Annotated in this window: 28 protein-coding genes; 14 read left to right on the top strand and 14 right to left on the bottom strand. The window is 69.9% G+C overall.

Annotated elements, in window-relative coordinates:
- Window positions 1–5 precede the first annotated feature (5 nt).
- The 3 genes from rplQ (at window position 6) to ACFZA2_RS04360 (ending at window position 2,297) form a co-directional block, all read left to right on the top strand.
- A complete protein-coding gene (rplQ, locus tag ACFZA2_RS04370) occupies window positions 6–563 on the top strand; it encodes a 50S ribosomal protein L17 (RefSeq protein WP_391401109.1) in 558 nt (185 codons plus the stop codon).
- Window positions 564–678: 115 nt separating this feature from the next.
- The gene (truA, locus tag ACFZA2_RS04365) at window positions 679–1,536 is read left to right on the top strand and encodes a tRNA pseudouridine(38-40) synthase TruA (RefSeq protein WP_391401106.1); all 858 of its coding nucleotides are present in this window, start codon (window positions 679–681) and stop codon (window positions 1,534–1,536) included.
- A 68-nt stretch (window positions 1,537–1,604) separates the two neighbouring features.
- The gene (locus ACFZA2_RS04360) at window positions 1,605–2,297 is read left to right on the top strand and encodes an endonuclease/exonuclease/phosphatase family protein (RefSeq protein ID WP_363387035.1); all 693 of its coding nucleotides are present in this window, start codon (window positions 1,605–1,607) and stop codon (window positions 2,295–2,297) included.
- Window positions 2,298–2,357: 60 nt separating this feature from the next.
- Here the strand turns inward: ACFZA2_RS04360 and ACFZA2_RS04355 are convergent, their stop codons facing one another.
- Together ACFZA2_RS04355 and ACFZA2_RS04350 are read right to left on the bottom strand one after the other, a co-directional pair.
- A complete protein-coding gene (locus ACFZA2_RS04355; RefSeq protein ID WP_391401102.1) occupies window positions 2,358–2,912 on the bottom strand; it encodes a hypothetical protein in 555 nt (184 codons plus the stop codon).
- Window positions 2,913–3,072: 160 nt separating this feature from the next.
- Window positions 3,073–4,845, bottom strand: coding sequence for a DUF4012 domain-containing protein (locus tag ACFZA2_RS04350; protein ID WP_391401099.1), 1,773 nt, complete (start codon window positions 4,843–4,845; stop codon window positions 3,073–3,075).
- Window positions 4,846–4,923: 78 nt separating this feature from the next.
- Between ACFZA2_RS04350 and ACFZA2_RS04345 the strand changes: the two genes are divergently transcribed.
- Window positions 4,924–5,562 carry a hypothetical protein gene (locus ACFZA2_RS04345; protein WP_391401096.1) on the top strand — a complete coding sequence of 213 codons (639 nt, stop codon included), beginning with the start codon at window positions 4,924–4,926 and terminating at the stop codon, window positions 5,560–5,562.
- On the opposite strand, the gene ACFZA2_RS04340 is transcribed toward ACFZA2_RS04345, so the two are convergent.
- Both ACFZA2_RS04340 and ACFZA2_RS04335 read right to left on the bottom strand, forming a co-directional pair.
- On the bottom strand, window positions 5,563–6,678 hold the full coding sequence (locus ACFZA2_RS04340; protein WP_391401094.1) for a hypothetical protein: 1,116 nt from the start codon (window positions 6,676–6,678) through the stop codon (window positions 5,563–5,565). It abuts the gene before it with no gap.
- Entirely contained in the window at window positions 6,678–8,345 is a 1,668-nt protein-coding gene (locus ACFZA2_RS04335; protein WP_391401091.1) for a sensor histidine kinase, read from the bottom strand. Before ACFZA2_RS04335 ends, ACFZA2_RS04340 begins: the two co-directional genes overlap by 1 nt.
- 175 nt (window positions 8,346–8,520) lie before the next feature.
- Between ACFZA2_RS04335 and ACFZA2_RS04330 the strand changes: the two genes are divergently transcribed.
- Window positions 8,521–9,330, top strand: coding sequence for a fructose 1,6-bisphosphatase (locus tag ACFZA2_RS04330; protein WP_391401088.1), 810 nt, complete (start codon window positions 8,521–8,523; stop codon window positions 9,328–9,330).
- 20 nt (window positions 9,331–9,350) lie between these two features.
- Here ACFZA2_RS04330 and ACFZA2_RS04325 read toward each other — a convergent pair whose 3' ends face one another.
- Window positions 9,351–10,427 carry a hypothetical protein gene (locus ACFZA2_RS04325; RefSeq protein ID WP_391401085.1) on the bottom strand — a complete coding sequence of 359 codons (1,077 nt, stop codon included), beginning with the start codon at window positions 10,425–10,427 and terminating at the stop codon, window positions 9,351–9,353.
- 143 nt (window positions 10,428–10,570) lie between these two features.
- Here ACFZA2_RS04325 and ACFZA2_RS04320 point away from each other — a divergent pair, with 143 nt between their 5' ends.
- Complete coding sequence (locus ACFZA2_RS04320; RefSeq protein ID WP_391401082.1) at window positions 10,571–12,049, top strand: glycosyltransferase; 1,479 nt, start codon at window positions 10,571–10,573, stop codon at window positions 12,047–12,049.
- Between the two features lie 91 nt (window positions 12,050–12,140).
- Here the strand turns inward: ACFZA2_RS04320 and ACFZA2_RS04315 are convergent, their stop codons facing one another.
- Entirely contained in the window at window positions 12,141–13,094 is a 954-nt protein-coding gene (locus ACFZA2_RS04315; protein WP_391401079.1) for a response regulator, read from the bottom strand.
- A 145-nt stretch (window positions 13,095–13,239) separates the two neighbouring features.
- Window positions 13,240–14,265 (bottom strand): glycoside hydrolase family 6 protein, encoded by a 1,026-nt coding sequence (locus ACFZA2_RS04310; protein WP_391401076.1) that lies wholly within the window; start codon window positions 14,263–14,265, stop codon window positions 13,240–13,242.
- Window positions 14,266–14,341: 76 nt separating this feature from the next.
- Here ACFZA2_RS04310 and ACFZA2_RS04305 point away from each other — a divergent pair, with 76 nt between their 5' ends.
- Entirely contained in the window at window positions 14,342–14,656 is a 315-nt protein-coding gene (locus tag ACFZA2_RS04305; protein ID WP_315993595.1) for an ATP-dependent DNA ligase, read from the top strand.
- A gap of 5 nt (window positions 14,657–14,661) precedes the next feature.
- Here the strand turns inward: ACFZA2_RS04305 and ACFZA2_RS04300 are convergent, their stop codons facing one another.
- On the bottom strand, window positions 14,662–15,117 hold the full coding sequence (locus tag ACFZA2_RS04300) for a MarR family transcriptional regulator (RefSeq protein WP_391401073.1): 456 nt from the start codon (window positions 15,115–15,117) through the stop codon (window positions 14,662–14,664).
- 186 nt (window positions 15,118–15,303) lie between these two features.
- Here ACFZA2_RS04300 and ACFZA2_RS04295 point away from each other — a divergent pair, with 186 nt between their 5' ends.
- Complete coding sequence (locus tag ACFZA2_RS04295) at window positions 15,304–15,633, top strand: hypothetical protein (RefSeq protein WP_391401070.1); 330 nt, start codon at window positions 15,304–15,306, stop codon at window positions 15,631–15,633.
- A gap of 40 nt (window positions 15,634–15,673) precedes the next feature.
- Here ACFZA2_RS04295 and ACFZA2_RS04290 read toward each other — a convergent pair whose 3' ends face one another.
- Window positions 15,674–15,967: a hypothetical protein gene (locus ACFZA2_RS04290; protein ID WP_391401067.1), complete on the bottom strand. Its 294-nt coding sequence runs from the start codon at window positions 15,965–15,967 to the stop codon at window positions 15,674–15,676.
- 170 nt (window positions 15,968–16,137) lie between these two features.
- Between ACFZA2_RS04290 and ACFZA2_RS04285 the strand changes: the two genes are divergently transcribed.
- The 4 genes from ACFZA2_RS04285 to ACFZA2_RS04270 all read left to right on the top strand — a co-directional run bounded on the left by ACFZA2_RS04285 (window position 16,138) and on the right by ACFZA2_RS04270 (window position 18,464).
- Window positions 16,138–16,515, top strand: a complete 378-nt coding sequence (locus ACFZA2_RS04285) for a hypothetical protein (protein WP_391401064.1) — start codon at window positions 16,138–16,140, stop codon at window positions 16,513–16,515.
- A 7-nt stretch (window positions 16,516–16,522) separates the two neighbouring features.
- Window positions 16,523–17,065 carry a 2'-5' RNA ligase family protein gene (locus tag ACFZA2_RS04280; RefSeq protein ID WP_391401061.1) on the top strand — a complete coding sequence of 181 codons (543 nt, stop codon included), beginning with the start codon at window positions 16,523–16,525 and terminating at the stop codon, window positions 17,063–17,065.
- Entirely contained in the window at window positions 17,059–17,436 is a 378-nt protein-coding gene (locus tag ACFZA2_RS04275; RefSeq protein ID WP_391401058.1) for a PPOX class F420-dependent oxidoreductase, read from the top strand. Before ACFZA2_RS04280 ends, ACFZA2_RS04275 begins: the two co-directional genes overlap by 7 nt.
- A 110-nt stretch (window positions 17,437–17,546) precedes the next feature.
- Entirely contained in the window at window positions 17,547–18,464 is a 918-nt protein-coding gene (locus ACFZA2_RS04270; protein ID WP_391401055.1) for a helix-turn-helix domain-containing protein, read from the top strand.
- Window positions 18,465–18,501: 37 nt separating this feature from the next.
- On the opposite strand, the gene ACFZA2_RS04265 is transcribed toward ACFZA2_RS04270, so the two are convergent.
- The 3 genes from ACFZA2_RS04265 to ACFZA2_RS04255 form a co-directional block, all read right to left on the bottom strand.
- Complete coding sequence (locus ACFZA2_RS04265; RefSeq protein ID WP_315993587.1) at window positions 18,502–19,467, bottom strand: LLM class F420-dependent oxidoreductase; 966 nt, start codon at window positions 19,465–19,467, stop codon at window positions 18,502–18,504.
- 118 nt (window positions 19,468–19,585) lie between these two features.
- On the bottom strand, window positions 19,586–20,608 hold the full coding sequence (locus ACFZA2_RS04260) for a TerC/Alx family metal homeostasis membrane protein (RefSeq protein ID WP_315993586.1): 1,023 nt from the start codon (window positions 20,606–20,608) through the stop codon (window positions 19,586–19,588).
- A gap of 243 nt (window positions 20,609–20,851) precedes the next feature.
- Window positions 20,852–21,424 carry a TetR/AcrR family transcriptional regulator gene (locus ACFZA2_RS04255; protein WP_391401050.1) on the bottom strand — a complete coding sequence of 191 codons (573 nt, stop codon included), beginning with the start codon at window positions 21,422–21,424 and terminating at the stop codon, window positions 20,852–20,854.
- A 117-nt stretch (window positions 21,425–21,541) separates the two neighbouring features.
- On the opposite strand from ACFZA2_RS04255, the gene ACFZA2_RS04250 reads away from it, so the two are divergent.
- A complete protein-coding gene (locus ACFZA2_RS04250; protein WP_391401048.1) occupies window positions 21,542–24,151 on the top strand; it encodes an MMPL family transporter in 2,610 nt (869 codons plus the stop codon).
- Between the two features lie 87 nt (window positions 24,152–24,238).
- On the top strand, window positions 24,239–24,454 hold the full coding sequence (locus tag ACFZA2_RS04245; protein WP_391401045.1) for a hypothetical protein: 216 nt from the start codon (window positions 24,239–24,241) through the stop codon (window positions 24,452–24,454).
- Between the two features lie 150 nt (window positions 24,455–24,604).
- Here the strand turns inward: ACFZA2_RS04245 and ACFZA2_RS04240 are convergent, their stop codons facing one another.
- Together ACFZA2_RS04240 and ACFZA2_RS04235 are read right to left on the bottom strand one after the other, a co-directional pair.
- Complete coding sequence (locus ACFZA2_RS04240; RefSeq protein ID WP_391401043.1) at window positions 24,605–26,050, bottom strand: glycosyltransferase; 1,446 nt, start codon at window positions 26,048–26,050, stop codon at window positions 24,605–24,607.
- Window positions 26,047–26,295: a hypothetical protein gene (locus tag ACFZA2_RS04235; protein WP_391401039.1), complete on the bottom strand. Its 249-nt coding sequence runs from the start codon at window positions 26,293–26,295 to the stop codon at window positions 26,047–26,049. The genes ACFZA2_RS04240 and ACFZA2_RS04235 overlap by 4 nt, the downstream gene beginning before the upstream one ends.
- Window positions 26,296–26,397 lie beyond the last annotated feature (102 nt).

The raw sequence follows: 26,397 nt of genomic DNA, 5'->3' as shown, positions 1-26,397 counted from the left end.
ACGACATGCCTAAGCCCACGAAGGGTCCCCGCCTCGGAGGCGGCCCGGCCCACGAGCGTCTGCTTCTCGCGAACCTCGCGGCAGCCCTGTACACGCACAAGTCCATCAAGACGACCGAGACGAAGGCCAAGCGCCTGCGTCCGCTCGCCGAGCGTCTCATCACCTTCGCCAAGCGCGGCGACCTGCACGCGCGTCGTCGCGTGCTCAGCGTGATCGGTGACAAAGAGGTCGTGCACACCCTCTTCACCGAGATCGCGCCCCTGGTGGCCGAGCGTGACGGCGGCTACACCCGCATCACCAAGGTCGGCAACCGCAAGGGTGACAACGCCCCCATGGCCGTGATCGAGCTCGTCCTCGAGCCCGTCGCCAAGAAGGCGTCGTCGAAGGCCGCTGCGGCTCCTGCCGCTTCCGCCCCGGCCGCCGAGGAGCCCGCTGCGGAGGAGCCCGCCGTCGAGGAGACCTCCACCGACGAGGCCGCCGACGCCGGCGCCGAGTCGCCCGAGGAAGGCGCGGCTGCTGAGGCCGCCGCCGATGACGCCGTCCAGGACGACGCCAAGGCCTGAGCTTCCTGCTCGTACGGAGCCCCCACCCCATCAGGGTGGGGGCTCCGTCGTTTTCGGCCATCCCCGACCGGGGGACCCGTCGTTTCCCCGGCTGCGGCGCTCGTAGGCTGGACGTGTGCGCATACGTCTCGACATCGCCTACGACGGCACGCATTTCCGAGGATGGGCGCGGCAACCGCGCCTGAGGACGGTGCAGGGCGAACTCGAAGGCGCTCTCGAACGCATCATCGGCGGCTCGCCCCGTCTGATCGTGGCCGGGCGGACCGACGCGGGAGTGCACGCCTCCGGCCAGGTGGCGCATCTCGACCTCGACGATGCGCAGATCGCCCGCCTGCCGCGACGGCGTCGCGACAACGACGAGGCTGACGCGGTCGCCGCCCTGGCCGGTCGTGTCCGCGGCGTCCTCGGCGCCCATCCGGATGTCACGGTCCGTCGCACGTCTCTCGCGCCGGAGGGCTTCGACGCCCGCTTCTCGGCGGTATGGCGTCGTTACTCCTACCGGCTGGCAGACGCGGCAACGGGCTACGACCCGCTCGATCGCTTGCGGACGACGACCGTTCGCAGCGCCCTCGATGTCGAGGCGATGGATGCCGCCGCCGGTCGCCTCATCGGGCTCCACGACTTCGCCGCCTACTGCAAGGCCCGCGAAGAAGCGACCACCATCCGCACCCTGCTCGAATACGACTGGCACCGTGGCGACGACGGCGTCCTCGTGGCGAACGTGCGAGCCGATGCCTTCTGCCACAGCATGGTCCGCGCGCTCGTGGGCGCGTGCGTCGCGGTGGGGGAGGGGCGCATCGCGATCGACGACGTGGTGGCGATCCGCGACGCACGTATGAGGATCCCGGAGACGAAGGTCCTCGCGGCCCGCGGGCTCGTGCTCGCCGAGGTCGGATACCCCGTCGACGATCTGCTCGCGGCGCGCGCGGAGCAGACACGGAACCGACGGGACGCCGACGAGTCGGCATCCTGAATCGACCTCACGGCTGCTGCGCAACCCCTCAGGAGCGGCATCAACGCGAGTCGTAGGCTGGCTCCGCCATGAAGGTCATCTCGTACAACCTCAACAAGCACCGCGCTGCGGGTGAGCTCGCCGCGCTCGTCGAGCAACACGAGGTCGACGTGCTCTGTCTGCAGGAGTGCGACTCCACCGACATCCCAGAGCGGATCGGCGGCCTCCGATTGGCGGACGCCACCCAGCGCAACCGGCTCGGTCTCGCGCTGTACTACCGCGAGAACACGTTCCGTGCCGAGGAGGTTCGGGCGATCGCGTTGAAGAAGTCGCTTCACGACTACGTGCTCAAACCAGCCGAGGAACGGATGCTCGGTGTGCGCCTGCGCGACATCGACCACGGGCGAGACGTCATCGTCGCCTCCTTCCACGCCGCACCCCTGACCGCGCTCAATTCGCTCCGCCGCCATCAGATCCGAACGGCGCTCACGGAGCTGCAGAACCTCGGCCCGGGGCTGCCCGCGCTGATGGTCGGCGATTACAACTACCCCGTCTTCAAGGAGAACCTCGGGCAGAAGGTGCGCGATCAGGGTTACGAGCTGACGCTCAGCGACACACGGACGTACACGCGGTACCGCTTCTTCCGCGGGCACTACGACTTCGCAACGTCGATGGGATTCGACATCGCCCACATCAAGACGCTGCCCCAGGGACAGAGCGACCACCTCCCGATCCTCATCACAGCGGAGGTCACCCCATCGCGTGCGGGTGCCCTCGACTGAGTGCTCGGCAACGACAAGAGGGGGCCGTCCGAGGACGGCCCCCTCTTGTCGTCGGGAGGGTCAGCTCTTGGAGGCGCGGCGGCGGCGGATGACGGTTCCGATGCCGACGGCCGAACCGCCGACCAGGAGCGCCGCCCCGGTGAGCCACAGGCCCGTCGTGCTGCCCGCATCGAAGCCGGTGACCGCGAGTCCGCCCTGGGCGGGGGCGCTCGGTGCCCCGACCGGGGTGACGGTCACGCTCGAGTGGAGGACCACGCCGCTGCGGGCGCCGGTGAAGGTGAGCGAGTAGACGCCCTTCGCATTCGCCGGGAAGCGAACCTGCGCGTGGATCTTGCCATCGACGGCCTTCGTCCGCAGCGAATCGTTGGTCTCGGTCGCGATGGACGCGAGGGTCACGCCCTTCGCGGCCACACCGGTGATCGAGATGGCCACGTCTTCGTCACCGTCGAAGCCCTCGCGATCGGTCGTGAACGTCGCGCTGCCGCCCGGAGCGACGACGGGCGGCGTCACCGAGATCACGGCGGGGTCGGTGTAGGCATTGGCGGCCGTGGGCGCCAGCACAGCGGCGGCGGCGAGCGAGAGCGCCGCGACGGCCCGGATGATCGTGGTCTTCATGGTGTGCCCCATTCGCTTGGCGTGGTCGAGCCGGTGTTCGAAAAGCGGAACGCGCCGCTCCACCGGGGAGTCTCGCGGAGGAGGAGTGCGTGGTGCGGCGTGTCCCGCTTCCTTTCACGCCCCGCGCCTCCCGACTTCACCCGCGGCCGCCGAAGAAGGGTCATTCACCGGACGGACACGCCCCCACGTCGGGCGTCTCGCGTGGATCCCGCGTCGGCGTGGACAGAATCTCGAGGCGGGGGGTGGTCGGCATCCGGATGTCGAGGTCCAGGACGCCCGTCTGGCCGGGGGACAGCTGTACGGACCACTTCACCACGGCCCGCCCGTCGTGCGTGCCGCCCGCGAAGCCCGGGGCGACGGCACCGTCGGACGATGTGCGTCTGTCGACGACCTCGGCCCCCGGCGGAAGGTAGACGTACACGCCGGTCAGCGCGTCGCCGGGACGGACGCCGTACTCGCCCCCACCCGTCACGTAGGGCGGGAGCGTGGAGGGCTCGGGCGCGTCGTTGCGCAGGCTCACCCGGAGGGTCGCCAGGCCGTCTGCGCACCATCCGATCGCCGTGCGGGGGTGCAGGTAGTAGTCCATCTTCGAGCCCGTGCCGTCGTTGAGATAGACCCCGACCGTTGTGCGGGTGTCATCGGACACGGGAAGAGCGCCCTGCAGCGTCGATCCGTCGAGCACGGCCTGGTCGGCGGCATCCGCGCTCCACACCAGGAGGCGGCGCTCGTCGCCCGCCCGCGTCAGGGCCTCGACGAGAGCGGTCGCGTCGCCGCGTCCTTCCGCCAGAGCCCCGAAGACCGCGGCGGCGGCGCTCTGGAAGAAGGCGTCCTGTTCGCGCGGATCACCGAAGCGGCGGTACACCTCGTCGAGGAGGAGGGGAACGGCATCGTCGCCGTCGATCACCTCGCCCGTGGGGAGGGTGACGGGTCCGGTCGCCCGCAGCAGATACGACAGCGTCACCGGGTCCAGCGCGACGACCGCATCGACCTCTTCGCCGTGCGTGCGGCGCCACATCTCACGGGCGACAGCGGCACCGACGGCGAAATCGGGAACCTGGGTGGTGTTCTGCAGGTACCGGGCCGGACGCGTGTCGAAGACGCCGCGCACATCGTCGGGCAGAGGCAGGACCGGGTCGTCGACGAAGGCGGTGACATCGGCGCTCGACGCCTGAGCGACGAGGGCGAGGCGCCCGGCATCGGCATCCACCTGGGCCACGGCCCCGACCACCCCGCCGAGGGACCGCCACTCGGCGTTGTTCTGGAAGAGCAGGAGTGTGGAGCGTCGGCCGTCGGCTCCGAGCATGCGAGGGACCAGGGTCGTCGCGCGCTCCAGCGCCTCGGCGGCGGTGGCCGCCCGATCCAGCGAGGCGGAGGTCGAGGAAACGGCCGTGGACACGGACCCAAGGAGAGGCGTGCGGTCGATCTCGCCGATGCGGTCGGCGGCCGTCCGCAAACGCTCCGCCGCATCGGCGGCCGCGGGCCGCGCGGCGGCGATCCCTGCCACGTCGATGGCCCCATCGGGCGTGTGGAGGGCGCCGGTTGCGAGAACGGCGGCGGCGGCTCGGAGCGGGCGCACGGCGGTGGATGCCGCGTCGTCCACCGACGCGGCGACGGTCCTCACGGCGGCGAGCTGCGGTCCGATCCAGGGCAGGATCTCGGCGCCCCTCCACACCGGGTCGGCGGTCAGGGCGCGCGCGGCCGAGGTGTCGGAGGCGGCTTCGCCGAGGCGCTCGATCGCTCCCGCCGGATCGGCGACCTCGGTCGTCGCGGAGCCGACCGTCGCCTGGGCTGACCGCAGGTGCTGCACGGCCGACGCGCCCCGCAGCCCGATCCAGACGGCACAGCCGAGACCGACGATGAACACGCCGAGCACCACGGCTGCGAAGACGGCGGGGGCGCGACGGGGAGGGACCGAGGGGGACGAGCGGTTCACGCGCACACCTTAGGCGTCCAGCGGCAGCCGCCCGTCCTCGGACACCTACACTGAAGGGAACGATCCGGGGGAGGACGAATGGGGCTCGCAACGAGGCGCGGCAGGCTCATCGGTGCCGCGGCACTGCTGGTCGCGGGTGCGTTCGCTCTCGCCGGATGCGGCGCTCCTCCGTGGGCCCAGGGAGGAGCGCCGGCGACGGCCTCGGCTTCGCCGACGCCCACGGCATCCTCCGCTCCGCAGCCCGTCCGCAACGACCTGTCCAGCGGCTCGACGCAGCGGCCGTTGACCGCGGGGGCCGTCAGCGCCACGGTCGACTACTGGTCGACGCTGTCGATGGACCGCTGGACGCCGACGGCGTTGAAGCCCGTGAGCCTGTCGATGGTGACCACGGTCTCCCCGGATGACGGACAGAAGGTCTACCTGCAACGGGCCACCATGACGGCGGTCCCCGGCAACGCGGCGCAGTCGTTCTCACCGCTGGCGGCGCAGACCGATCAGACCGATGCCCCGGGCTATCTGGTCCTGTCTCCGTACAGCTATTCGCAGACGTTCAATGTCGGGGAGGTGCCGGCGGAGGCGACGTTCGTCACCCTCCAGTTCACCTTCGAGTTCTTGGTGCAGACCACCCCGACATCGAACGAGTTCGCCAAGCAGACCGCCAGTGACACCCTCACCGTCGCGATCGCCGGTGGCGGGGAGGCCGGATCCGGCGGCTGATCACGCGCGCACGCGCTGCCAGCGATCCCCGCCCTGCAGGGTCGCCTCGGCGGCCGCGCGATCGGCATCCGCGATGAGGGTCGGCAGGTCGAAGCCGCCCATCTCCGCGGCGACCCATCCCACGCTCGCCGAGAGCTGGACGCCGACGGAGGTCGATCCATCGAGTTCGGTGATGCGTCGGAGCACCGTGCGCACCTGTTCGCGGAGGACGGAGTCCGGACGCGCCAGGACGACCACCACCCGGCCGCGCGTCTCTCGGCCCAGATCGGCTTCGGCGGGGAACGTTTCGGCGACGACCCTCTCGAACTCCTCGACGAGTCGCATCCAGGCGTTCTCGCCGGCGGCGCTGCGCAACTGCTGAGGGTCGTCCAACCGGACGGTAAGGACCGCCCAGGACTCCTCCCGGGCCTGAGCCGCGCGGCGCAGGCGGTCGGACGCGGTGACCACGAAGTGGGGCCACGAGGACGCCGCCCGCCGCCCACTGGGGGACACCGACGTGAAATACAGCAGCGACACCGTGGCGCAGACGAGGAAGACCAGCATCGCCAGGCCGTTGAGCACGCGCGGGAGGGCGAGGTCGCCGATCGTCGCGGGGGCGGAGAGCCCGGAGATGAGGATGCCGGCGCCCAGGGCGACGAATGCCGCGGAGACGATCGTGAGGGGCAGGGCCATGCGCTCGAGCCGATCGGCCGCGCGACGCAGCTCGCCGAGCGTGAGTCCGGCGAACACCGCCGCGGCGAGGAACGCGAGTCGGAACGCGAGCCCGTAAGCGCTGACATCGACGACGGACACGAAGACGATCGCCGTGACGACGGCCTGCAGGCCGCCGATCCACGGCAGCGAGGCGACCCCACGACGCGCGCGGAACCCCGACCAGATCAGTGCCGGGGCGCCCAGCATGAGCCCGAGACCCGCCCTCCGCACGGTCTCGTCGTCGAGGATCGCGCCGGTCACCGAGACCCAGGTACTGGTCATCGCCAGGACGAAGGCGAGCGACCACAGCAACGCGGAGCGGGAGGGGCGGTGGAGGAACCCCAGCCCGATGATCATCACGGTGCCGAGCGTGGCCACCGTCGCCTGCGCCAGGCCCAGATTGGACAGGACGTCGTCGGGCATCACGCGGCTTCCGCCTCGCTGCGCACCGGAAGGATGACGGTCACCGTGGTGCCGGCGCCGAGCTCGCTGTCCAGGAACAGTGAGCCGCCCTGGTCCTCGACGATGGTGCGGATGATCCCCATTCCCAGACCCGTGCCCGGGGTGGAACTGTCGCGCACGCTCTGAGCGCGGAAATACGGATCGAAGACACGGGCGAGATCATCGGGATGGATGCCGATCCCCGTGTCGGCGAAGCGCAGGATGACATCGTCGGGGGACACCTCGCCGGAGATGCGGATGGTGCCGCCGGCAGGGGTGTACTTGATGGCGTTGCTGAGGATGTTGTCGAACGCCTGGCGCAGACGGAAGGCGTCACCGAGGACCTCGGCCGACGGGGGCAGTTCGTCGATCACATTGACGCGACGAGCCGCGGCGGCGGGACGGAAGGATGCGAGCGACGACGCGATGATGCGGCTCGCGTCCGCGGTCGCAGGGCCGTTCTGGTCCTTGAAGACACCGCGCGAGTTGGCGAGGATCTCCGAGATCAGCGCCTGCATGCGCTCGCCGGCTCCCGCGATGACCTCCAGCTGGTCTCGCACCTTCGGGGGCAGCTCGGGGTCGTCGAGGGCGAGATCCGCATGTCCGATGATGGCCGTCAGCGGATTGCGCAGCTCGTGCGAGACGGTGGCCGCGAGTCGCTCACGTGCACGCTCCGACTCGATCAGCGCGGTGATGTCGTGCACGATCAGCAGCGTGCTCTCCGCTTCGTCCGAGGAGATGAGGCGACGGGTCGACACGGACAGGGCGTGCCACTCGCCGTGCGTGTCGAAGAGCCACACCCTCTCGTCGTCGAACTGCTCGCCTCGTGCTGCGCGAGCGAACGGCCGCTCGGACTCCGGCAGCGGCTCGCCGCGCAGGTTCGCGTACTCGACGGCACCGCCGGGACGCTGGGGCTCGTCCCGCTCCACGCCGTACAGGTCGACATAGGTGTCGTTCAGCGCGAGCACCTCGCCGTCGACGGACAGGCGGGCGATGCCGGTGTCGAGACCGTTGAGCATCTGCGAGACGCGCCGCTCCTGACCGGACACGCGTTGCAGCGTGCCCTGGAGACGGCTGGCCTGGCGGCGGAGGAGCTGTTTGAACGCGCGCGTCTGACGCGCGGAGAGGAAAGACGTGATCGCGATGAACGTCAGCGACAGGAGCACCACGATCAGGCGCAGAGCCGTGACAGGCCCCGAGGCGTTCACGGCGGCGTCGATGACGATCAGCGCACCGACGGTGCCGAGGGCGGAGACGAGGTACGCGAGGGCGAAGTGGGTGGCGATCCAGATGATGGGGAACACCCAGAAGAATCCGAACCGGAGGTCGGTTCCGAAGCTCAGCAATCCGATGCCGATAATGTCGCCGAACGGGACGACAGCCACCGCCGCCCGGGGGAGTCGCTGCCACGGCACGACGATGGCGACCGCGGTGAGCGCGATGACCACGCCGACGCCGGACGAGAACGACCACAGCGAGAACAGGGAGGGCTCGAGCGCCTGGACGAGTAGGACGGTGATGACCACACTGGCACCGAGCACGAGTTGGAGGAGCCAGATGGAGCGCGTACGGCTGCTGGGGCTCGCGCCGTCTTCGTCGTGTGCGCCTCCAGCGACAACCGCCGGGGGGACGCTCCTCGCGGATGCCATGTCATCGAGTGTATAGAGAGTGGTGTAGTGTTCAGCGCGCCATCCTGTCTCTGCTCGCCGCGCGTGCACACGTGTCACGACGCCCGGTCAGATTCCCCCTGAGGCCTGCATCCCGCAGCGTGATGGTCGTTCATCGACCTCTGCGCGATCCCGCGCTGAACCTCAGGAGAATCCCGTGAGCAAGACCTCTCACCGTCGCGCGCGCGCGATCGCCGCGGCCCTGGCCGTGGCCGTCGTTCTTCCCGCGACCTTGACCGGCTGCGCCCAGATCGCCGATGTGCTCAATTCGCTCCCCGGCCAGGTCGGCGGAGCGGGCGGGCAGGCCGTCGTCGTCGCCACCCCCGAACCGGCTGCGTCGGCGTCATCCAAGCCGTTCGATTCGCAGTTCACCTACGACGGATCCGTCTCGCTCACCTCCGAGGTGGCCGACGGGCTCGAGGTGCGGTTGGACGTCTGGGCGGTCAACCCCAAGCGCACGATGGAGTGGTCGTCGACGAACGAGAAGCAGTTCGGCTTCGCGATCAACGTCGTCGACAACCGCGTCGACGAGAAGGCCGTCCTCACGCAGAAGCGCCGCGTCTACCTGTCCTCCGTGTCGATCTCGTCGCAGACCGCGCAGACGGGCGGCCAGGTCTCGAACCCCTTCCAGTTCACTGCCGATCCCCGCACCCTGGTTCCCTCGGACACCCTGCGCTCCGACCGTGGCCTGCTTCTGAACAGCTTCCAGGGCGGCCTGCTGGTGCCGACGACCTCCATCCGGCAACTGCCCAACGACACGTACGGCATCACCCTCGAGTTCGCGCTCAACGTGGCCGTCGAAGGTACCGCGAACACCGACTCGTCGTTCTCGCAGCAGACGGTCTACCAGTACCTGCCGATCGCGATCTTCTCCGATCAGGGCCAGGGCGCCGGTGCCGGGGCGACCGGGACGTCGTCGAGCACCGGCCGCGCCCCCGGGTGGGGGCAGAGCACCGGTTCGAACTGACGCCGTCGACGGGCCGGGCCTCAGTCGTCGCGGTGCTCCTGCCGCGGGCGCTGGCGGCTGCTCTCCATCAGGAGGGAGAGGTCATCGACGTCGCGCACGAGGTAGTGCTCGAAGACGAGGTCGGGAACGTCGTCGTAGTCGATCCCGGGCATGCGCCCCGCGAAGGCGCGGCGGACCGCCTGCTCGAGCTCCGCCGCGTCGAGGACGGCGGGAGCGACGGCGAAGACCGTGTCGCGTGACGGCATCCCGCACGCCGCGTCGTCGATCGCGTCCTCGAGCGCCGTCGCCACGGTGCGCAGCATCGTCTCGGCTCGTTCGGTGCTGTGGGCGGCGCGGATCAGGTCGATCTCGGGCACGCGGACGAGCGTGGCCCGCACGGGCGAGTCCGCCGCGATCATCCGGGCGGCCTCGCGGCGGAGGGAGCCCCGGTCGTGCGCACGTGTGCCGGGTGCCGGTGCGTCGTCGAGCTGGCGTCCCAAGCGCACGGCCGCGACGGAGACGAGGACGATGGCCACGGCGCTGACGGCGGCGGTCGCCTCGGCCGAGACGGGGCCGCTCCCGACGAGGGGCTCCAGCCCCATGACGGCGGCGACCACGAGTCGGCAGAGGTTGTACGCCGCATAGAAGCCCAGCGTCCACGACAGGATCTGTGCGCCGGACAGAGCGCCGAGGGGCCGCCGCCAGAGCTCGAGCGCGCTCAGGGCGCCGTAGACGGTCAGGCCGGCGGTCTTCAGCAGCGTCGCATCCTCCAGGGGGATGAGGAACGTGAAGCCCAGCATCAGCACGGCGCCCGCGGCGGTGCTGACCGCCCCGATCGCGCGGCGATGGTTCAGCCGCCGCGCGCCCGCCCAGAGCAGGCCGACGGCGACCAGATTCGTGGCGTTGCCCACCGCCGCCGCCGTTTCGCCGCCTCCGGCCGTCTCGAGGACGTTCATGGTGCCGCAGAGCAGGGCCGCGACCGCGGCGATCCCGAAGTAGCGGACCATGTCGGCGCGTTGGCCGCCGCGGTCGTCGTCCGGTCGACCATGGGTGAGGAACAGCATGGTCAGCGCGATGCCCGCAGCGACGATGGATGCCAGCAGCGCCAGGAAGATCACGGGGCGCGTCTCCTTCGGGTGTCCGTCGCAAATCTTGCGGAAATCTTGCGGGGACGGTGGTCGTGTGCGGTGGTCGCCTTGCGGTGAACCTACCAGAGTGGGACATGGCCGATCCGCCGCTACACCGACAGGAAGACACCGCCATGACTGATGCGCGAAGCTTCACCCCCACCGCCCGGGAATTCAACCTCCACCAGGGCGAGCTGGCGGCGTCGGCGTCGGCGGAGGATCACGGCTTCGCCGACGACTTCGCCGCGGTGCTCGAGCACACCTCGGTGCACCGCTCGACGATCGGTTGCGTCATCCCCGCGTACAACGAGGAGGAGTCGATCGCCGATGTGATCGAGGCGCTGCTCGCGCAGACCCGTGTGCCCGACGTCATCCACGTCGTCGTCAACAACACCTCCGACGCGACCGTCAAGATCGCCTCCGAGTACAGCGGGCCGCACGAGCTGCAGACCGAGCTGGGCGAGCAGTTCACCGAGGTGTTCGTGCACGACATCGGCAAGAACCCCGACAAGAAGGTGGGTGCCCTCAATTACGGGTATTCGCTCGTCGAGGGATACGACTACCTCCTCGGCGTCGACGGCGACACCATCGCCGACACCAAGGCCGTCGAGTACCTGGAGACCGAGGCCGTGTCGGATTCCCGCATCGGCGGCATCTCGGCGATCTACACGATCGACGACAAGCCGATCAAGGGCGTCATCGCCCGCTTCCTGACCGCCGGGCAGCGCACGCAGTTCGCCGCGTTCAACCTGCAGAACATGCTGCGCGGGCGCAACATGGCCGTCCTCGGTGGACAGTTCTCGATCTTCTCGACGAACGCCCTGCGCGACGCCATGAAGCAGAACCACCAGTCGACCCCCTGGGTGAAGGACTCCGAGGTGGAGGACTCGCTCCTCTCGCTGCAGATCAAGAGCGCCGGCTACCTCACCAAGATCAGCCCATACGCGCGGGCCGACGTGGGCGGCATGACGACCCTGTCGGGCTACGACGCCCAGCAGGTCAAGTGGACCTACGGCGCGATCGAACTCATGTGGCCGGGGCAGCGCGGTGACACCAAGGGCCAGCCCTTCCACCCCAACCTGCGTCTGCGCTGGTTCGAGAACTTCGGCATGCTGACCAACCTGTTCGTGCGCGTCGCGTTCCTCACGCTGCTCGCGGGCTCGCTGTCGATCGGCGCCTTCGTGTTCTCGCCCCTGTGGCTGATCCCGCCGGTGATCGCCATGCTGCTGAACCTGCGCATCGCGCGAACCATGAAGAACTGCAACCGCAGCGACGTCCTCTTCGCCGTGCTGTTCTTCCCCGCCGAGTTGTTCATGTGGATCCGCATCAGCCACTTCGTGCGCTCGTGGACCCGCTTCCTCTCGCGCAAGAAGGTCGACAACTGGGCGATGCAGGCCAAGGCGGAGCGCGGTGGTGGACTGGGCCACTGGACCCCGATGGTGGTCCTCATCGCCGTCGCCATCGCCCTCGCGGTGATCTGGGTCATGGTCGGACCGATGGTGCAGTCCTCGATCCTGTGGATCGGATGGCCCATCGTCGGCGTGGTCACCGTGCTGCAGACCCTCCTCATGTTCTCCAAGCTCGTTCGTCGCCAGCACGGCTTCAAGGTCTGACGGACACAGGATCTGATCGCGCCCGAACGCATCAGAGACACGGATGCCTCGGCCCTGGGGAGGGCCGAGGCATCCGTTATTCACGTGGGGCTCAGGGCGTGGCCAACAGCTCCGAGGTCAGCCGGTAGCCGACGCCGCGCACGGTCTCGATGTAGCGCGGATTCGCCGGATTATCGCCGAGCTTGCGGCGCAGATTCGTCATGTGCGCCTCGATCGCCCTCTTGTCGGCCTCGCCGACGAAGTAGCTCGTGACGTAGGACTCCCCGCGGAGGACGAGCGTGAGATCGGCCTTGCTGCGCACCCGGCGCTTGGACTCCATGAGGGTCGCCAAAAGGTCGAACTCGGTGCGCGTCAGCTCGAGTTCCTCGCCGCCGACGCGGACGAGACGGCTGTCGGGGTCGAGCTGGAGGTCGCGGTGCGCGATCCACGCTCCACCGGTGGGAGTGAGGTCGCCGGCGGCGGGGCGAGGCACGAGCTCCGTCCGAGCAGCGGCCGCGACCTGCGCCTCGGCACGGGGTTCGGGTCCCTGCGACGACGGCACGATCACCGCAGCGCTCGGTGCCGAGGAGGTCACCGGGGGAGTGGTCGCCTCGGGGCGGGGATTCGGGAAGGAGCGGCCGACGCTGTCCTGCCGAGGGGCGGTGTTCGCGGGGGACTCCCCGCCGCGCGGGCGCCGGAGGAGCGCCTCGATGCGAGCGCGCAGTTCGCGCGGACGGAACGGCTTGACGACGTATTCGTCGGCGCCGGCGCCGAGTCCGAGCACCACGTCGGCCTCTTCTTCGAGGCCGGTCAACATGATGATGTACGTGTCGCTCTGTTGACGGATGCGGCGGGCTGCCTCGAACCCGTCGATGCCGGGCATGTTCACGTCGAGGGTGGTGATCAACGGCTGGTAGGCGAGGACCGCGCGGACACCGTCGATGCCGTTTCCGACCGAGACGGTCGAGAACCCGGCGGACTCGAGCACTTCGACGAGGAGGTGACGGATGTCGGGATCGTCTTCGACGATGACCGCGGTCTTCAGCAACTCGGAGCTGTCGCTCATTTCACCCACTCTTCCGGCTTCGCACGGGATCGTGCCCGCGTACTCCCCCGAGACGCGGTGTCGCGAAGCGACGAGCGCAATCTTGACACACTTCCCGACGATGACGACCGACGGGTTGCGCGCGGCGCGGACTGCGGGTGCGCGGTCAGCGCTGGTCGCGCGTGAGTTCCACGGCCGCCGAGGGCCACCAGGTGCCCGCGGTGGGCCCTCCGTTGCACTCGCCGTCGCTCTCGCCGGGCGGCTTGATCCACAGATTCGTGTCGACGACGCCGTCGCCGAACGAGCCGCCGGGGCTGCCCACGAGACGACCGGCCGGGTTGCACCACTCGGACCCCGCCGGGCCGGCGCCGTTGCGGGACGTGTCGATCACGGCGTGCGTGCCGCCCAGCTCGTCGGACAATGCGTGGGCGTAGTCGAACTCGGCCGCCGTGTCCTGGTAATTGGAGACGTTGAGGGCGACGCCGCGCACGTCGGACAGAAGGCCGGTCGCGCGGATCAGGTCGGCCATCTCCTTCACCGGATGCCAGGACGAATGGCCCCCGTCGATGTAGATCCACGTGTTGGTCCCGCGGATGTTGTCGACGGCCTCCTTGAGGTAGCCGGCGCGGTCGGACGGTGTACCGCACGTCGACGACAGGGCGATGCTGTCGGGCTCGAGCACCACGATCTTCTGAATGTCCGACGCGTTGCCGAGCGCTTCTCCGATGCGCTGCGTCCACGCGCGATACGACTCCGGGTCGAGACCGCCGGCGGAGTGGTTGCCGCAGTCGCGATCGGGAAGGCCGTACACCGCGATGGAGAGGGCGGCATCCTGATCGCGGGCCTCTGCGGCGAGGTGTGCGACGCGGTCCCACACCTCGTCGACGGGGTCGATCTCGGGGGTGAGCCAGTAGGTGGTCGGCTGCGAGGCCAGCCACTGCGCCGCGGCCTGCTCGGTGGCGTCGCCGTCGGGGGCGCTCGCCGCCTGCGCGGCCTTCGATTCGTCGGGCGCCACGATGCGCGTGTCCACGGCGGGCGGGCGGGCGGCCAACGTCTGGAAGAGGGTCGTGACGAGGTTGCCGACGACCGCGATCAGGGCGATGACGGCGACAGCCGCCACCACGGCGAGCGCCACCAGCACGGCGCGGGGAACCCGGCGCCGGGTGCGGAGGGAACGCGGGAGTCGGGGCACGCTGAGCACTCTAGTTGAGGCTCGAGAGAAGCTGTCGAGCAGTAGTTAACCGGGTGGAGCGCGGTACGCTGTCATGGTGGGAAAACTGGTTTACAACACCCTGGGTCACTCGTTCGACATCGAGGATCGAACCCTGTCCCACCTGCGCATGGTGTTCATGAACAAGCTGCGTCGCGGCGAGCCCTTCATGTTCCACTTCCCGCTCGGTGACGGCAGCGGGACGCGCAGCTTGTGGATCTCGCCGTCGATCCCGCTGGTCTTCCACTTCTACGGCAGCCGATCCCCGCAGCTGAATCGTCGATGGATCGACGACCTCATGAACGAGGCGAGCTCGCCCGGGGGCCTGAGCATCACGAACGAGCCCGAGCCGGAGGCGGTCGCGGCGACCTGACGCCGTCAGCGACATTCGGCGTCGACGACTTCGCGAACGCGGTCGAGGAACTGCGCGAGTTGACCGGCGGTGTCGGTGGGCAGATCGAGCGCGAACTCCCGGATGCGAGCCGTGACGGGGTCGACGGCATCCGGATCGGCGTCCCGATCGAACGGCATCACGAACTTGCTGCGTCGGTCGGCGGGGTTCGCCTCGAAGGAGATCAGTCCGCCGGCATGCAGGCGGTCCAGCATTCCGGTGACGGATGCCGTGGAGATGGCGAGCGACTGGGCGATCTCCGTCGGGGTGATGCGTGCGCCGGCGTCCGCGCGCTCGAGGATGAGGCGCATCGCGGCCCGCGCATTCTCACTCGGACCGCACTCCGTCTGACGCCGTCGCGCGAGACGGGCTTCGGCGAGGCGGAGGCGTTCGACCGCCCGAGCGGCGGTGGATGCGGGGTCGTGCGCGGTCTCGATCGTCATACGTCTCCTCCGGGTCGGGCCCCCGTGGCGCCATTGTAGTTCGGTCTCCGAGATTCCAGAGGACCGAACTAATTCGCGCCCCCGTCCAACAATCCGATTTCCCGCAGATTCTCCGTGAATTCACTTGGCGATAGTTAGCCAACCTAGTAAAATAATCGAAGATGGCATCCTCGGAAGGAGGAGCTGATGGGCTCACTGTTCTACGGTTCCTCCGAGCGCCCGATCGAGATCCCCGATCGTGTTCTCGCTCATGTGAAGGTCGTCATCGCCACGAAATTGCGTCGCGGGGAGAGTTTCACGATGTCGTGGCGGCATCCATCGGGTGAGGCGGCCGGTCGCAGCACGATCTGGATCCAGCCGTCGATCCCGCTGCGCTTCGTCTTCGGAGCGGTCGAGCCCGAGATGCTCGATCCCGCCCTCCTTCAGACGTACGCGAACTCCGCGAACTCCTCGAGCGGCCTGACCGTCGACCTCGAGACGCGCGACGTGATCGCAACCCCCGTCGACGCTTCCTGAACAGCGGCGGTCCACCTGGCTCCGGCTCTCTGCCGCGGCTTCAGGCCCGCCCGGACGCGTGCCGATGCGCGATGGCCGACATCCACTGCATGCCCGGGCACGGGGGAGCGTCACGGCCGCGCATGCGTTCCCACGCCTCGACGTAGATCCCCTCCAGCAGCAGCTCGGCCTTCGCGGCCACACCCGTCAGCGCGAGCAGGGTGGCGTAGATGCGCGGCGCCGTCGCGTCGTAGAAGGCGACGAATGCGTCGCAGTCGCCGGAGGCGGCCCGAATGAGCAGCGCGTCGAGATCCTCCTCGCGGATCGATGGGGATCCGGCGTCTGTCATCGTCATGGGGCACCTCCTCGTCTGACGTGTTCCCAGTCAAGCGCGACGCGTCGTCAGCGGCCGGGGGTTGCGTGAACCGGACCGGTGTCGTAGCGCCCGGTTCGAGGGGGCGAAGAGCCCGGACGTGCGTCGTCAAGCCCGCCGGGGGGAGAACGATCGCGATCTAGCGTGCTGCCATGAAGACCTTCGTGCGCTGGGCGTTGGCCCTGGCAATGATGTTCGCCGGAATCTCGCACCTGACGTTCGCTCGGCGGGATTTCCAGGCGCAGGTGCCGGATGCCCTCGTGGAGCACGGCCCGCTCGATCGAGACGCGGTGGTCGTGGCCTCCGGAGTGGTGGAGGCGGCGTTCGGGCTCGCTCTCGTCGCGCTACCGAGGGAGCGTAGACGTGTCGGCGCCGCTCTGGCGGCCTTCTTCATCGCGATCTTCCCGGGGAATATCGATCAATGGCGCAAGGGGCGGTCGGCCTTCGGCCTCGACACCGACCAGAAGCGGTTCGGACGACTCTTCTTCCAGCCGGCACTGGTGGCGGCGGCGTGGTGGTCGACCCGGTGATCCGACCGTGAGCGACATCGTCAGCCTGGAGCTCGTCTTCGACGACGAATCCGACGCGGCGATCCGCAGGGAATGGGATGCCCTCGTCGCGGCCGACCTGCCGAGTCAGGCGCGCCACACCGGAGAGAGCAATCGTCCCCACATCACGCTGCTGGTGCGGCCGACCCTCGCCGACACGGAAGGCGCACCGCTCGCCGACGCCCTTCCCCTGAGAATGACCCTCGGGGCTCCCGTGCTGTTCGGCACGGGGCGCACGCGGGTGATCGCGCGCTCGGTGGTCCCCTCGGCTGCGCTGCTGGACTTTCACGCGCGGGTGCACGACCTCGCGGGGGCGGGAGACGACGGCGACCACACGCGACCGGGGGCGTGGACGCCGCACGTCACGCTCGCCCGCCGGGTTCCGCTGGAGCGCCTCGGCGACGCGCTGCGGGTGCTCGCCGACCACGCCCCCCTCGAGAGAACGGCCCGAGCCGTCGGCATCCGTCGATGGGAGACGGCCACGAAGACCGTGTCGGAGGTCGTCTCGCGTGGCACGCTGGAGGGGTGCTGACCGATGACGCCCTCGCCTTCCTGAGCGAATACCACCTGGCCACCCTCTCGACCCTCGGTCGGTCGGGACGGATCCACGCCGTCCCGGTCGGCTTCACCTATGAGGACGGCATCGTGCGCGTGATCGGATCGCGGGGGACGCAGAAGTTCGTCAACGCCGTCCGCGGCGGGCGCGCCTCGGTGTGCTCGGTCGACGGCGCCCGTTGGATGAGCTTCGAAGGCACCGCCCGCGTGAGTGATGATCCGGATGCCGTGGCCCACGCCGTCGAGCTCTACGCGGCGCGGTATCGCCGACCCCGTGTGAACCCCGAGCGCGTCGTGCTGGAGATCTCCGTCGAGCGCGTCCTGGGCTCGGCGGGGCTGCGGGGCTGACGGGCGGGCGGCGCGCCGTCGACGGCGTGCCGCGTTGCCCGCCGTGAACGCGGTACTGTTCACTGTCTCCCCCGGACACAGGTTGGCATCCTCGGTTACGGGAGGACCGGATGACACAGGCACCCCTCGACGGGCGTCTCGACGAGGTGCTGCGCACGCTGGCCCGACACGTGCGCCGGTTGCGCGAAGAGCGCGGCCTGACGGTACTGACCCTGTCGTTCGAGGCGGGGCTGTCGGAGTCCCGCGTGCGGGCGATCGAGGCGGGCCGCACGACGGCGTCGCTGGCGACGCTGGTCGCGCTCGCCGAGACGTTCGAGGTCGAGGTCGGCGAGCTGTTCGGGGATGCCGTCCCCGCCCCCGCCGAGCCGTCCGTGGCCCCGCAGAGCGCCTACGTGGTTCCCAGCGACGTGGTGTGGGGCGGAGACCTGCCTCCGGCTCCCTGGCTCGAGACCGCGCCGGCCCCTCCCGTCGCGAGCTCGTACGTGGTGCCGAGCGAGGTGGTCTGGGGCGGTGAGCTCCCCGCAGCGCCATGGACGTCTGCGAGGGCCGCGCCGACGATGCCCGAACCGATCGGAGAGTCGAGCGTCATCGCCCCTCCCGAGGGTCGGCCTCTGCGCGAGCAGGCAGGAGCCGTCGTGCCGGCGACGGAGGTCACCTGGGGTGGCGAGCTCCCGCCGGCGCCGTGGACGCAGACCCGCGGTCCGGTCGGGATCGGGGCCGCGCCCACCGGCGCGCCGGCACCGGCTTCGTCAGCGTCCGAGCATCCGCATACGCGTCGCCGAGCCGTCGAGGCGGGGTCGCCCTACGTCCTGGATGCCTCGGGACCCGTCGCGACGCGCCAGCCCCGCACGTTCGCGGAACTGCGGGAGGGGGCCCTCGCCGGTCGGGAGTTCACGTCGCTGCGGGAATTCGCCATCGCCGCGGTCGTCGAAGGACGCTTCTCGGCGGTCGCAGTCGCCCGCGTCTTCCGCCTCCCCGTCTGGCGCCTCGAACAGTGGGTCGCCGAGACGGGACGCCTCGGCCGGTGAGCCGCGGGACGCGCCGTCGGGCGCGTCCCGCCGTCGGTCACAGGGCGCGGAGCTTCTCCAGCAGCGGAGCGGCGATCTCATCGACGAATCGCTGCTGTTGCTCGTCGCCCACCTGGACGATGGCGATGTCGGTGAAGCCGGCATCGATGAAGGGACGCACGCTCTCCGCGAGCTCGTCGAGATCCGGGCCGCAGGCGATCGAGTCGGCGACGTCCTCCGGCCGGACGAACTGCGAAGCCCCCGCGAAGCCCGCCGGCGTCGGGAGGTCGGCGTTGACGGCCCATCCCCCCGCGAACCAGCGGAACTGGTCGTGAGCGCGCGCGATCGCGGCATCCTTGTCGGGATCCCAGCTGATCGGGATCTGGCCGATCTTGCGCGACTCTCCGTCGTGGTGGGAATCCCACCCGCTGATGAGGTCGCCGTCGGGCTCCGTGGTGATGAGGTGATCGCCGAGGGGGGCGAAGCGCTCGATGGAGTGCTCGCCGGAAACGGCCACACCGATCGGGACGCCGCCGTCGGGGGCATCCCACACGCGGGCGGAGTCGACGCGGAAGTACTCGCCGTCGTAGGTGACGAGGTCGCCGGTGTGCAGCGCGCGGATGATCTCGATCGCTTCGACGAGCATGTCCTGACGGGCATGGACCGCGGGCCATCCCTCGCCGACGACGTGCTCGTTGAGGTTCTCGCCGGATCCGAGACCGAGCGTGAAGCGGCCCTCCGACAGCAGCTGCAGCGTCGCCGCCTTCTGTGCGACGACCGCGGGGTGGTATCGGACGGTGGGGCAGGTCACGTAGGTCATCAGCTCGACGTCGGTGGTCGCGTGCGCCACCGCGCCGAGAACGGTCCAGGCGTAGGGGGCGTGGCCCTGGCTGGTGAGCCACGGCGAGTAGTGATCGCTCGAGACGAGGAAGTCGTAGCCGGCGCGCTCGGCACCGACGGCGTAGTCGACGAGCGCCCGCGGGCCGCTCTGCTCGGTCATGAGGGTGTAGCCGAATCGCGTCATGTCGGCCACGGTAGGACGACCACCGGAGCGTCTCGCCGGGGTTGCGCTCGTCGATCGGATGCGGCAGACGACGACGGGCCCGCGGCGAACGCCGCGAGCCCGTCATCGGTTCGGAGGGTCAGTCCTCGGGAGCGTGGATGACCTTCTCGCCGTCGAAGGTCTCGCGCTTCTTCTTCTCGTCGTCGTTCCGGGTCTTGCGCAGGCTCGCGATCGTGGCGACGGCCACCGTGGCGGCGATGAACAGCAGCGAGAACCAGATCGGGATCTCGGGCACCCAGAGCAGCGGTTCGCCCCCGTTGATGAAGGGCACCTCGTTGACGTGCAGGGCGTGGAACACGAGCTTCACACCGATGAAGGCCAGGATGACGGCCAGTCCCTGCGCCAGGTAGACGAGGCGTTCGAGCAGACCGCCGATGAGGAAGTACAGCTGGCGCAGGCCCATGAGGGCGAAGGCGTTCGCCGTGAAGACGATGTACGCCTCGTTCGTCAGACCGTAGATCGCGGGGATCGAGTCCACAGCGAAGACCAGGTCGATGAAGCCGATCGCGATGATGACCAGCAGCATCGGCGTCACGAAGCGCTTGCCGTTCTTGCGGACGGTGAGCTTGTCGTCGTTGTACTCCTCGGACACGGGGAGCACGCGGCGGACGAACTGCATGAACTTGCCGTTGGCAGGGTCGCTCTCGCCGTGCGAGAACGCCTGGCGGTACGCGAGGAACAGGAGGAGGGCGCCGAAGAGGTAGAAGATCCACGAGAAGTTCTCGATCAGCGCGGCGCCGACGGCGATGAACGCTCCGCGCATGATCAGTGCGATGACGATGCCGATCATCAGCACCTTCTGCTGGTAGATCTTCGGCACCGCGAACCCGGTCATGATGATCAGGAACACGAACAGGTTGTCGATCGACAGGGCCTTCTCGGTGAGGTACCCGGCGAAGTACTCGCCGCCGTACGTCCAGCCCGACACCACGCCGATGCCGACACCGAACAGCAGCGCGAGCCCGATGTAGAACGCCGACCAGCGGGCGGACTCGGCGATCGACGGCTCATGCGGCTTCCGCACGTGCGCGAAGAACTCGAAGACGAAGAACGCGACCGTGATCGCGATCGTGATGATCCAGATGAGGGGGGTGACGCCCATGGCGGCCTCCAAGGGAGAAAGGTGTACGACAAGACACCAAGGTCTCCTCCACCCGGCGAGATGGGCCGACGTCCCGGGTTCACGATGACGTGGACCGTATTGACGAGATCGTCGCGGTGGGAGTACTCCCCTTGCTCTCTCCAGTGTACGCGACGCGGCTGAGCGTTCCCGGTCTGGACGCCGGTCAGCGCCGCGTGGTAGAGGTCAGGGTGCTGACGACCCCGAGGCGGCGAGCGGAGTGCGTCAGCGGCGGGGTGTCGGCGTGCCGATCACGGCGTCGACCAGGTGCAGCATGTCGTCGAAGTCGAATTCCTCACGGCTGAGCGCGCGCAGGATCACGGCGCCGAGGAGCGCATCGGCCGCCGCGTCGAGTCGAGGTCCGGTCGTTCCGGCCATTGCGGTGGAGAGTCGCTCGACGAGCGGTGCCGCGAGGATCTCCGCGCGCAGCCGTCGACCCGTCTCGGCGCTCCCCGCGGCCGCGGCGACGAGAGAGCGCAGCAATCCCTCGCCGTCGGCGCTGGCCCGCAGCGTGAACAGCCCGTTCAGCCAGGTGGCCAGGTCTCTGCGCGCGTCTCCCGTGTCGGGCAGGACGCGCTCGCGGCCGAGCAGCCGTCCCTCGAGGATCGCCTCGGCGAGGACGTCGCCCTTGCTCGGCCACCACCGGTAGATCGTCTGCTTTCCGACCCCGGCCCGCCGAGCGATGCCCTCCATCGTGAGGTGGTCGTAGCCGCGCTCGGCGAAGAGGGCCACCGCGGCGTCAAGGATCGCCTGATGCGCCGCCTCGCTTCGGACCGGTCCGCTTCGCGATAGAACCATGCCCTCATTCTGGGGGATGGCGCGGCAAAACAAGACGAGACGGTCCGTGTTATCTTTGCCGGGACTGGTCGGAGCCGACGGTGCTCCTCCGCGTGCACCGCACGAGAGGAACACCGCATGGCCGAACTGCTGCACCGTCTCGGAACCTTCGCCGCCCGGCGTGCCTGGGCCGTGATCGTCGTGTGGGTGGTGATCCTCGGCGTCGTCGTCGGCGGGTTCCTCGTCGGCTTCAAAGGCCTGAGCTCGAGCTTCGACATCCCCGGCACGGCATCCGGCGACGTCATCGCGGAACTGCAGGACGAGCTGCCGGACTTCAGCGGCGCTTCCGGAGCGGTGGTGTTCCGCACGACGGACGGCTCGGCTCTGACGGCCGACCAGAAGAGCGCCATCACCTCTCTCGTCGACTCGTCGGGGGACCTCCCCGACGTCGCCCGCGTCACCGATCCGTTCGCGACCCAGCAGCAGCTCGACGATCAGCGCCAGCAGGTCGTCGACGGCCGCGCGCAGCTCGCCGATGCGCGCTCGCAGGCCGAGTCCGGCCAGCAGCAGCTCGACGCGGGCGCTGCGCAGCTGGACGCCGGTCAGCAGCAACTCGACTCGGCCCGCGCGCAGCTCGAGGCCGCGCCCCTCCCGGCCGCACAGAAGCAGGCGCAGCTCGACGCCCTCGACGGCCAGCAGGCGCAGCTCGATCAGCAGCGCAGCGCCCTGGAACAGCAGCAGACCCAGGTGACCGACGGTCTCGCGCAGATCGCCGCGCAGGAGGCGCAGCTCGACGACGGCGCCGAACTCCTCTCCTTCGCGGACGCCATCCGGCTCGTATCGGATGACGGATCGACCGCGATCGTGAACGTCTCGTTCGATCAGCCCCGTCTCGAGCTCGCCGAGGCATCGAAGGAGGCTGTGGTCGAGCACTTCACCGCCGACCCCGTCGCGGGCGTGGACGTCGCCTTCAACACGGAGATCTCCCAGGGCGTGCCCGAGATCCTCGGGGTCGGTGAGGCCATCGGCGTCGCGATCGCGGCGATCGTCCTCGTCGTCGTGCTCGGGTCGCTCCTGGCGGCGTCGTTCCCCATCATCACGGCGCTCGTCGGGGTCGCCATCGGCGCCATGGCGACGCTGTCGTTCTCGGGCCTGGTGCAGATGGCATCCGTCACCCCGATCCTCGGCGTGATGCTGGGCCTCGCCGTGGGCATCGACTACGCGTTGTTCATCCTCTACCGCCACCGACGGCAGCTGCTCCAGGGCGCGGACGTCGTCGAATCGATCGGTCTCGCCAACGGCACCGCCGGCAACGCGGTCGTGTTCGCCGGGATGACGGTGATCGTCGCGCTGCTCGCGCTGAACATCACCGGCATTCCGTTCCTCGGGCTCATGGGTACCGCGGGCGCCGTCAGCGTGCTCGTCGCCGTGCTGATCGCGGTGTCGCTGACGCCGGCCCTCCTGGGTCTCGCGAGGATGCGCGTCCTCGGTCGCGCGGCCCGTGCCCGCGCCGCCGCCGCCGCGGATGCCGCGGAGCACCCCCGTCGCACCGCCCGTACCGCTGCGATCGACGCCGATGAGCACCCCCGGCGCGCCGCCCGGATCGAGACCGGATCCGTCGCGACGACCGGTCGCCCGGTTCGGCCGATGTCGACGGTGCGCGCGGTGGTCACGATGCTCGTCGCCACGGCCGCCCTGCTCGTCGTCGCCATCCCCGCCCTGTCGATGCGTCTGGGGCTGCCCGACGGAGGGTCCGAGGCGGAGGACTCGACCGCCTACCAGGCGTTCACGTGGACGGAGGATGCCTTCGGCGCCGGCGCGAACGCGCCGCTGCTCGTCACCGCCGCCCTGCCCGCGGGCACCGCCGAAGCCGACGTCCAGGGCCTGCAGCTCGACGTGGCCCGCGAACTGTTCGCGCAGGACGACGTCGCGGCGGTCGCCCCCGTCGCCGTCTCCGACGACCGCACCCTCGCCGCGTTCCAGGTCATCCCCGCCGAGGGGCCGAACGCCGTGTCGACCGAGCAGCTGGTCCGCGACCTTCGCGCGCTGCCGCCCGTGAACGGCGATATCGCCCTCGGCGTGGCCGGAGCGGCGGCGATCAACATCGACATCTCGGAAGGGCTGGCCGACGTCCTGCCGATCTACCTCGTCGTGGTCGTGGGCCTGTCGTTCCTCATCATGGTGGCGGTGTTCCGCTCGCTGCTCGTGCCGCTCATCGCCACAGGAGGCTTCGTGCTGTCGCTGTTCGCGACCTACGGTGCGGTGACCGCGGTGTTCCAGTGGGGCTGGCTCGGCGACCTGTTCGGCGTGCACAATCCCGGCCCGATCCTGAGCTTCCTGCCCGTGATCCTCGTCGGCATCCTCTTCGGGCTCGCCATGGATTACCAGCTGTTCCTCGCATCCGGGATGCGCGAGGCCTGGGCTCACGGCGCGGCGCCGCGCCTGGCCGTCGCCCAGGGCTTCCGCGCGGGCCGCACCGTCGTGACGGCTGCCGCGATCATCATGATCGCGGTGTTCTCCGGCTTCATCGCCTCCGACTCCGTGATCATCAAGTCCATGGGACTCGGGCTGGCCCTGGGCGTGCTGTTCGACGCGTTCGTCGTGCGCATGTTGCTCGTGCCGGCGCTCATGCACGTGCTCGGCGGGTCGGTCTGGTGGCTGCCGCGCTGGCTCGACCGCATCGCGCCGAACGTCGATGTCGAGGGCTCAGCCCTCGAGCGGCGTCACCCCGCGCACCACGGCGTCTGAGCATTCCGGGCCGAGCGGCGCAAGCCCCGGTTCCGGGCGGCAGGTAGGGGTCAGGATGCCGTAACACTGTCACCGAGGAGGACGACGATGACCGATCGCGAAGAGACGCAGGACGCCCCCATCATGGACGGCGCCACGGACGCGGGCGTCGAGGAGAAGAAGGACGGCGCGCAGGAACAGCAGGCGGCGGACGCGGCCGTTCAGGACGGCGCGCCGCAGAACGACATCGTCCCGGGCGACGCCTCGAAGGAGGACCTCAAGGACGACCTCCGCAGCATCCGCGGCTACGGCGAGGACCGCTGACCCGGACGACGACTCCCGTCCGGAGCCGTGTGGGGGACGGGCTCGACGGGCGGGAGTCGTCGGGGACGCCGGATCGGCGTCATCCGCGCCGGCGATGCCGGGGCCGGGTAGAGGCAGCGTACGCCCGCTCAGGCGCGTTCGGCAGGGGTCTCAGCCGATCCGAAGGCGGCGCCGCACGACCTCGCGGATTCGCCAGGTCGCCTCGCGAAGGCGGTGACGCCGTGCGGCGCGCGAAAGCGTCACAGCCCACCTGGTGAGCACCCGCGACTCGTCGTACAGCCGCGCGCGCTCGACCGCCTGTCGACGCATCCGCGAGAGTGTCGTCGGATCGAGGGATGCCGCCCGCACGACCGCCTCGGCGAGGGCGTCGACGTCGCCGGCGGGTACCAGCCACCCCGTGCGGCCGTCGACGATCAACTCACGCGGACCGTAGGGCACGTCGTACGCGATCGGCAGGCATCCCGCCGCCATCGCCTCGGCGACCACGAGCGAGAAGGCCTCCGAGCGGCTCGTCAGCAGGAGGACCGATGCCCGGCGAAGGGCGTCACGCGCCGTGGGTTCGAAGCCGTGGAAACGGACGCCCTCGGCCTCGCCCCGTTCCAGGCGCGAGCGGTCCGGGCCGTCGCCGTAGACGTCGAGCGTCAGGGACGGCATGCGCTCGCGGGCGCGGGACACGGCATCCATCGCATGCTCCACCCGCTTGATGGGCTCCAATCGCGCGAGCACGACCGCGCCCTGGCGCGGGCTGCGCGTATCGACGTCTCCCGCGACGACGACGGGGTGGGGCACGACGGCCAGGAGGGGCGCGGGGCCGACCTCGCGTCGCACGTCCCCGGCCTGCCGCGCGGTGCAGAACACGACGGCATCGAAGGCGCTCAACCGCGAGAAGACCTCGGCGCGGGACGGGCGGATCGCCGTGCCGTCGTCGGTGCGGTGCGAACCGTGCACGACGTGCAGCACGATGACCCCCGGCCGGCGGTAGCCGGCGGCGAATCGCGCCATCGCCTTGCTGTCGACGAGAAGGAAGGATCGCTCGCCCGCCGTGAGGCGGTCCAGCCACGCGGCGTAGAGCTGGCGCACCCCGCGCCACGCGGCACGGGGGGCGCCGCTCGCGTCGCACGTCACGATGATCCGTCGCGGTCGTGAGGATGAGTGCGGGACGTCCCGACGATCGCTCGCCGCGAGCGTTCCGTCGGGGCGCAGGTGGTCGATCTGCAGCACCGTGCCGTCGGCATCCCTGCGGAGACGGCGCACGAGAACATCGCCCGTGAACTCCTCCTCCGCGTCGGAGGGGAGAGGCGAGAATCCGGCGCCGCTCGAGACCGGACGCCCGCGCAGCTCGTTTTCGCGCAGCCAATCCCACAGGTTGGTGACGCGCACTCCGGCGCCGAGGGCGTCGCGGCGGGTCAGCTCGGCGGTGACCGCGGCGCGGTCGTCGCGATCGTCGCACGTCAGGACGTGCACCGGTGTCGCCCCCCGACCGGCGAAGAGGCGGGACCGCTGCAGCAGCGCGGCGGTCAGCCCGCCGTACTCGTGCGGAACGCCCCAGGTGAGGACGAACTGGCGCCCGGGTGGCAGGATCGTGCCGCGGGTCATCCGGCGTCGTCGGTGGGGATCTCCCCGGCGGCGATCGCGTCGGCGTAGGTGCGGATATCGGGGCCCGGCTCGTAGTCGATGAAGCGGTCCTTGATCCGCGCGTTGATCTGCGCGAAGGCCTCGTCCGACGAGATCCCGTCGCTCTCGCGTGCGATCGCCACGACGGCCTCCCGCAGCACGTTGTCGGCGTCGTCGAGGATCTTCTGCCGTGCGGGCTCGTTCCAGCGGATGTCAGAGATGTCCATGGCCCGAGCCTAGGGCGGCCTCGAGCGACGAGATCCCGGGGTTGCGTCCGCTGTGCGGGTGTGCGGCACCATCGCCGCAACCCCGCAGACGGTCCGCGTCCG

The sequence above is a fragment of the Microbacterium sp. NPDC007973 genome, from assembly GCF_042958465.1.
Taxonomy (GTDB): domain Bacteria; phylum Actinomycetota; class Actinomycetes; order Actinomycetales; family Microbacteriaceae; genus Microbacterium; species Microbacterium galbum.
The sequence above is the reverse complement of the archived record's forward strand: the minus strand, read 5'-3'. Positions and strand labels throughout refer to the sequence as shown.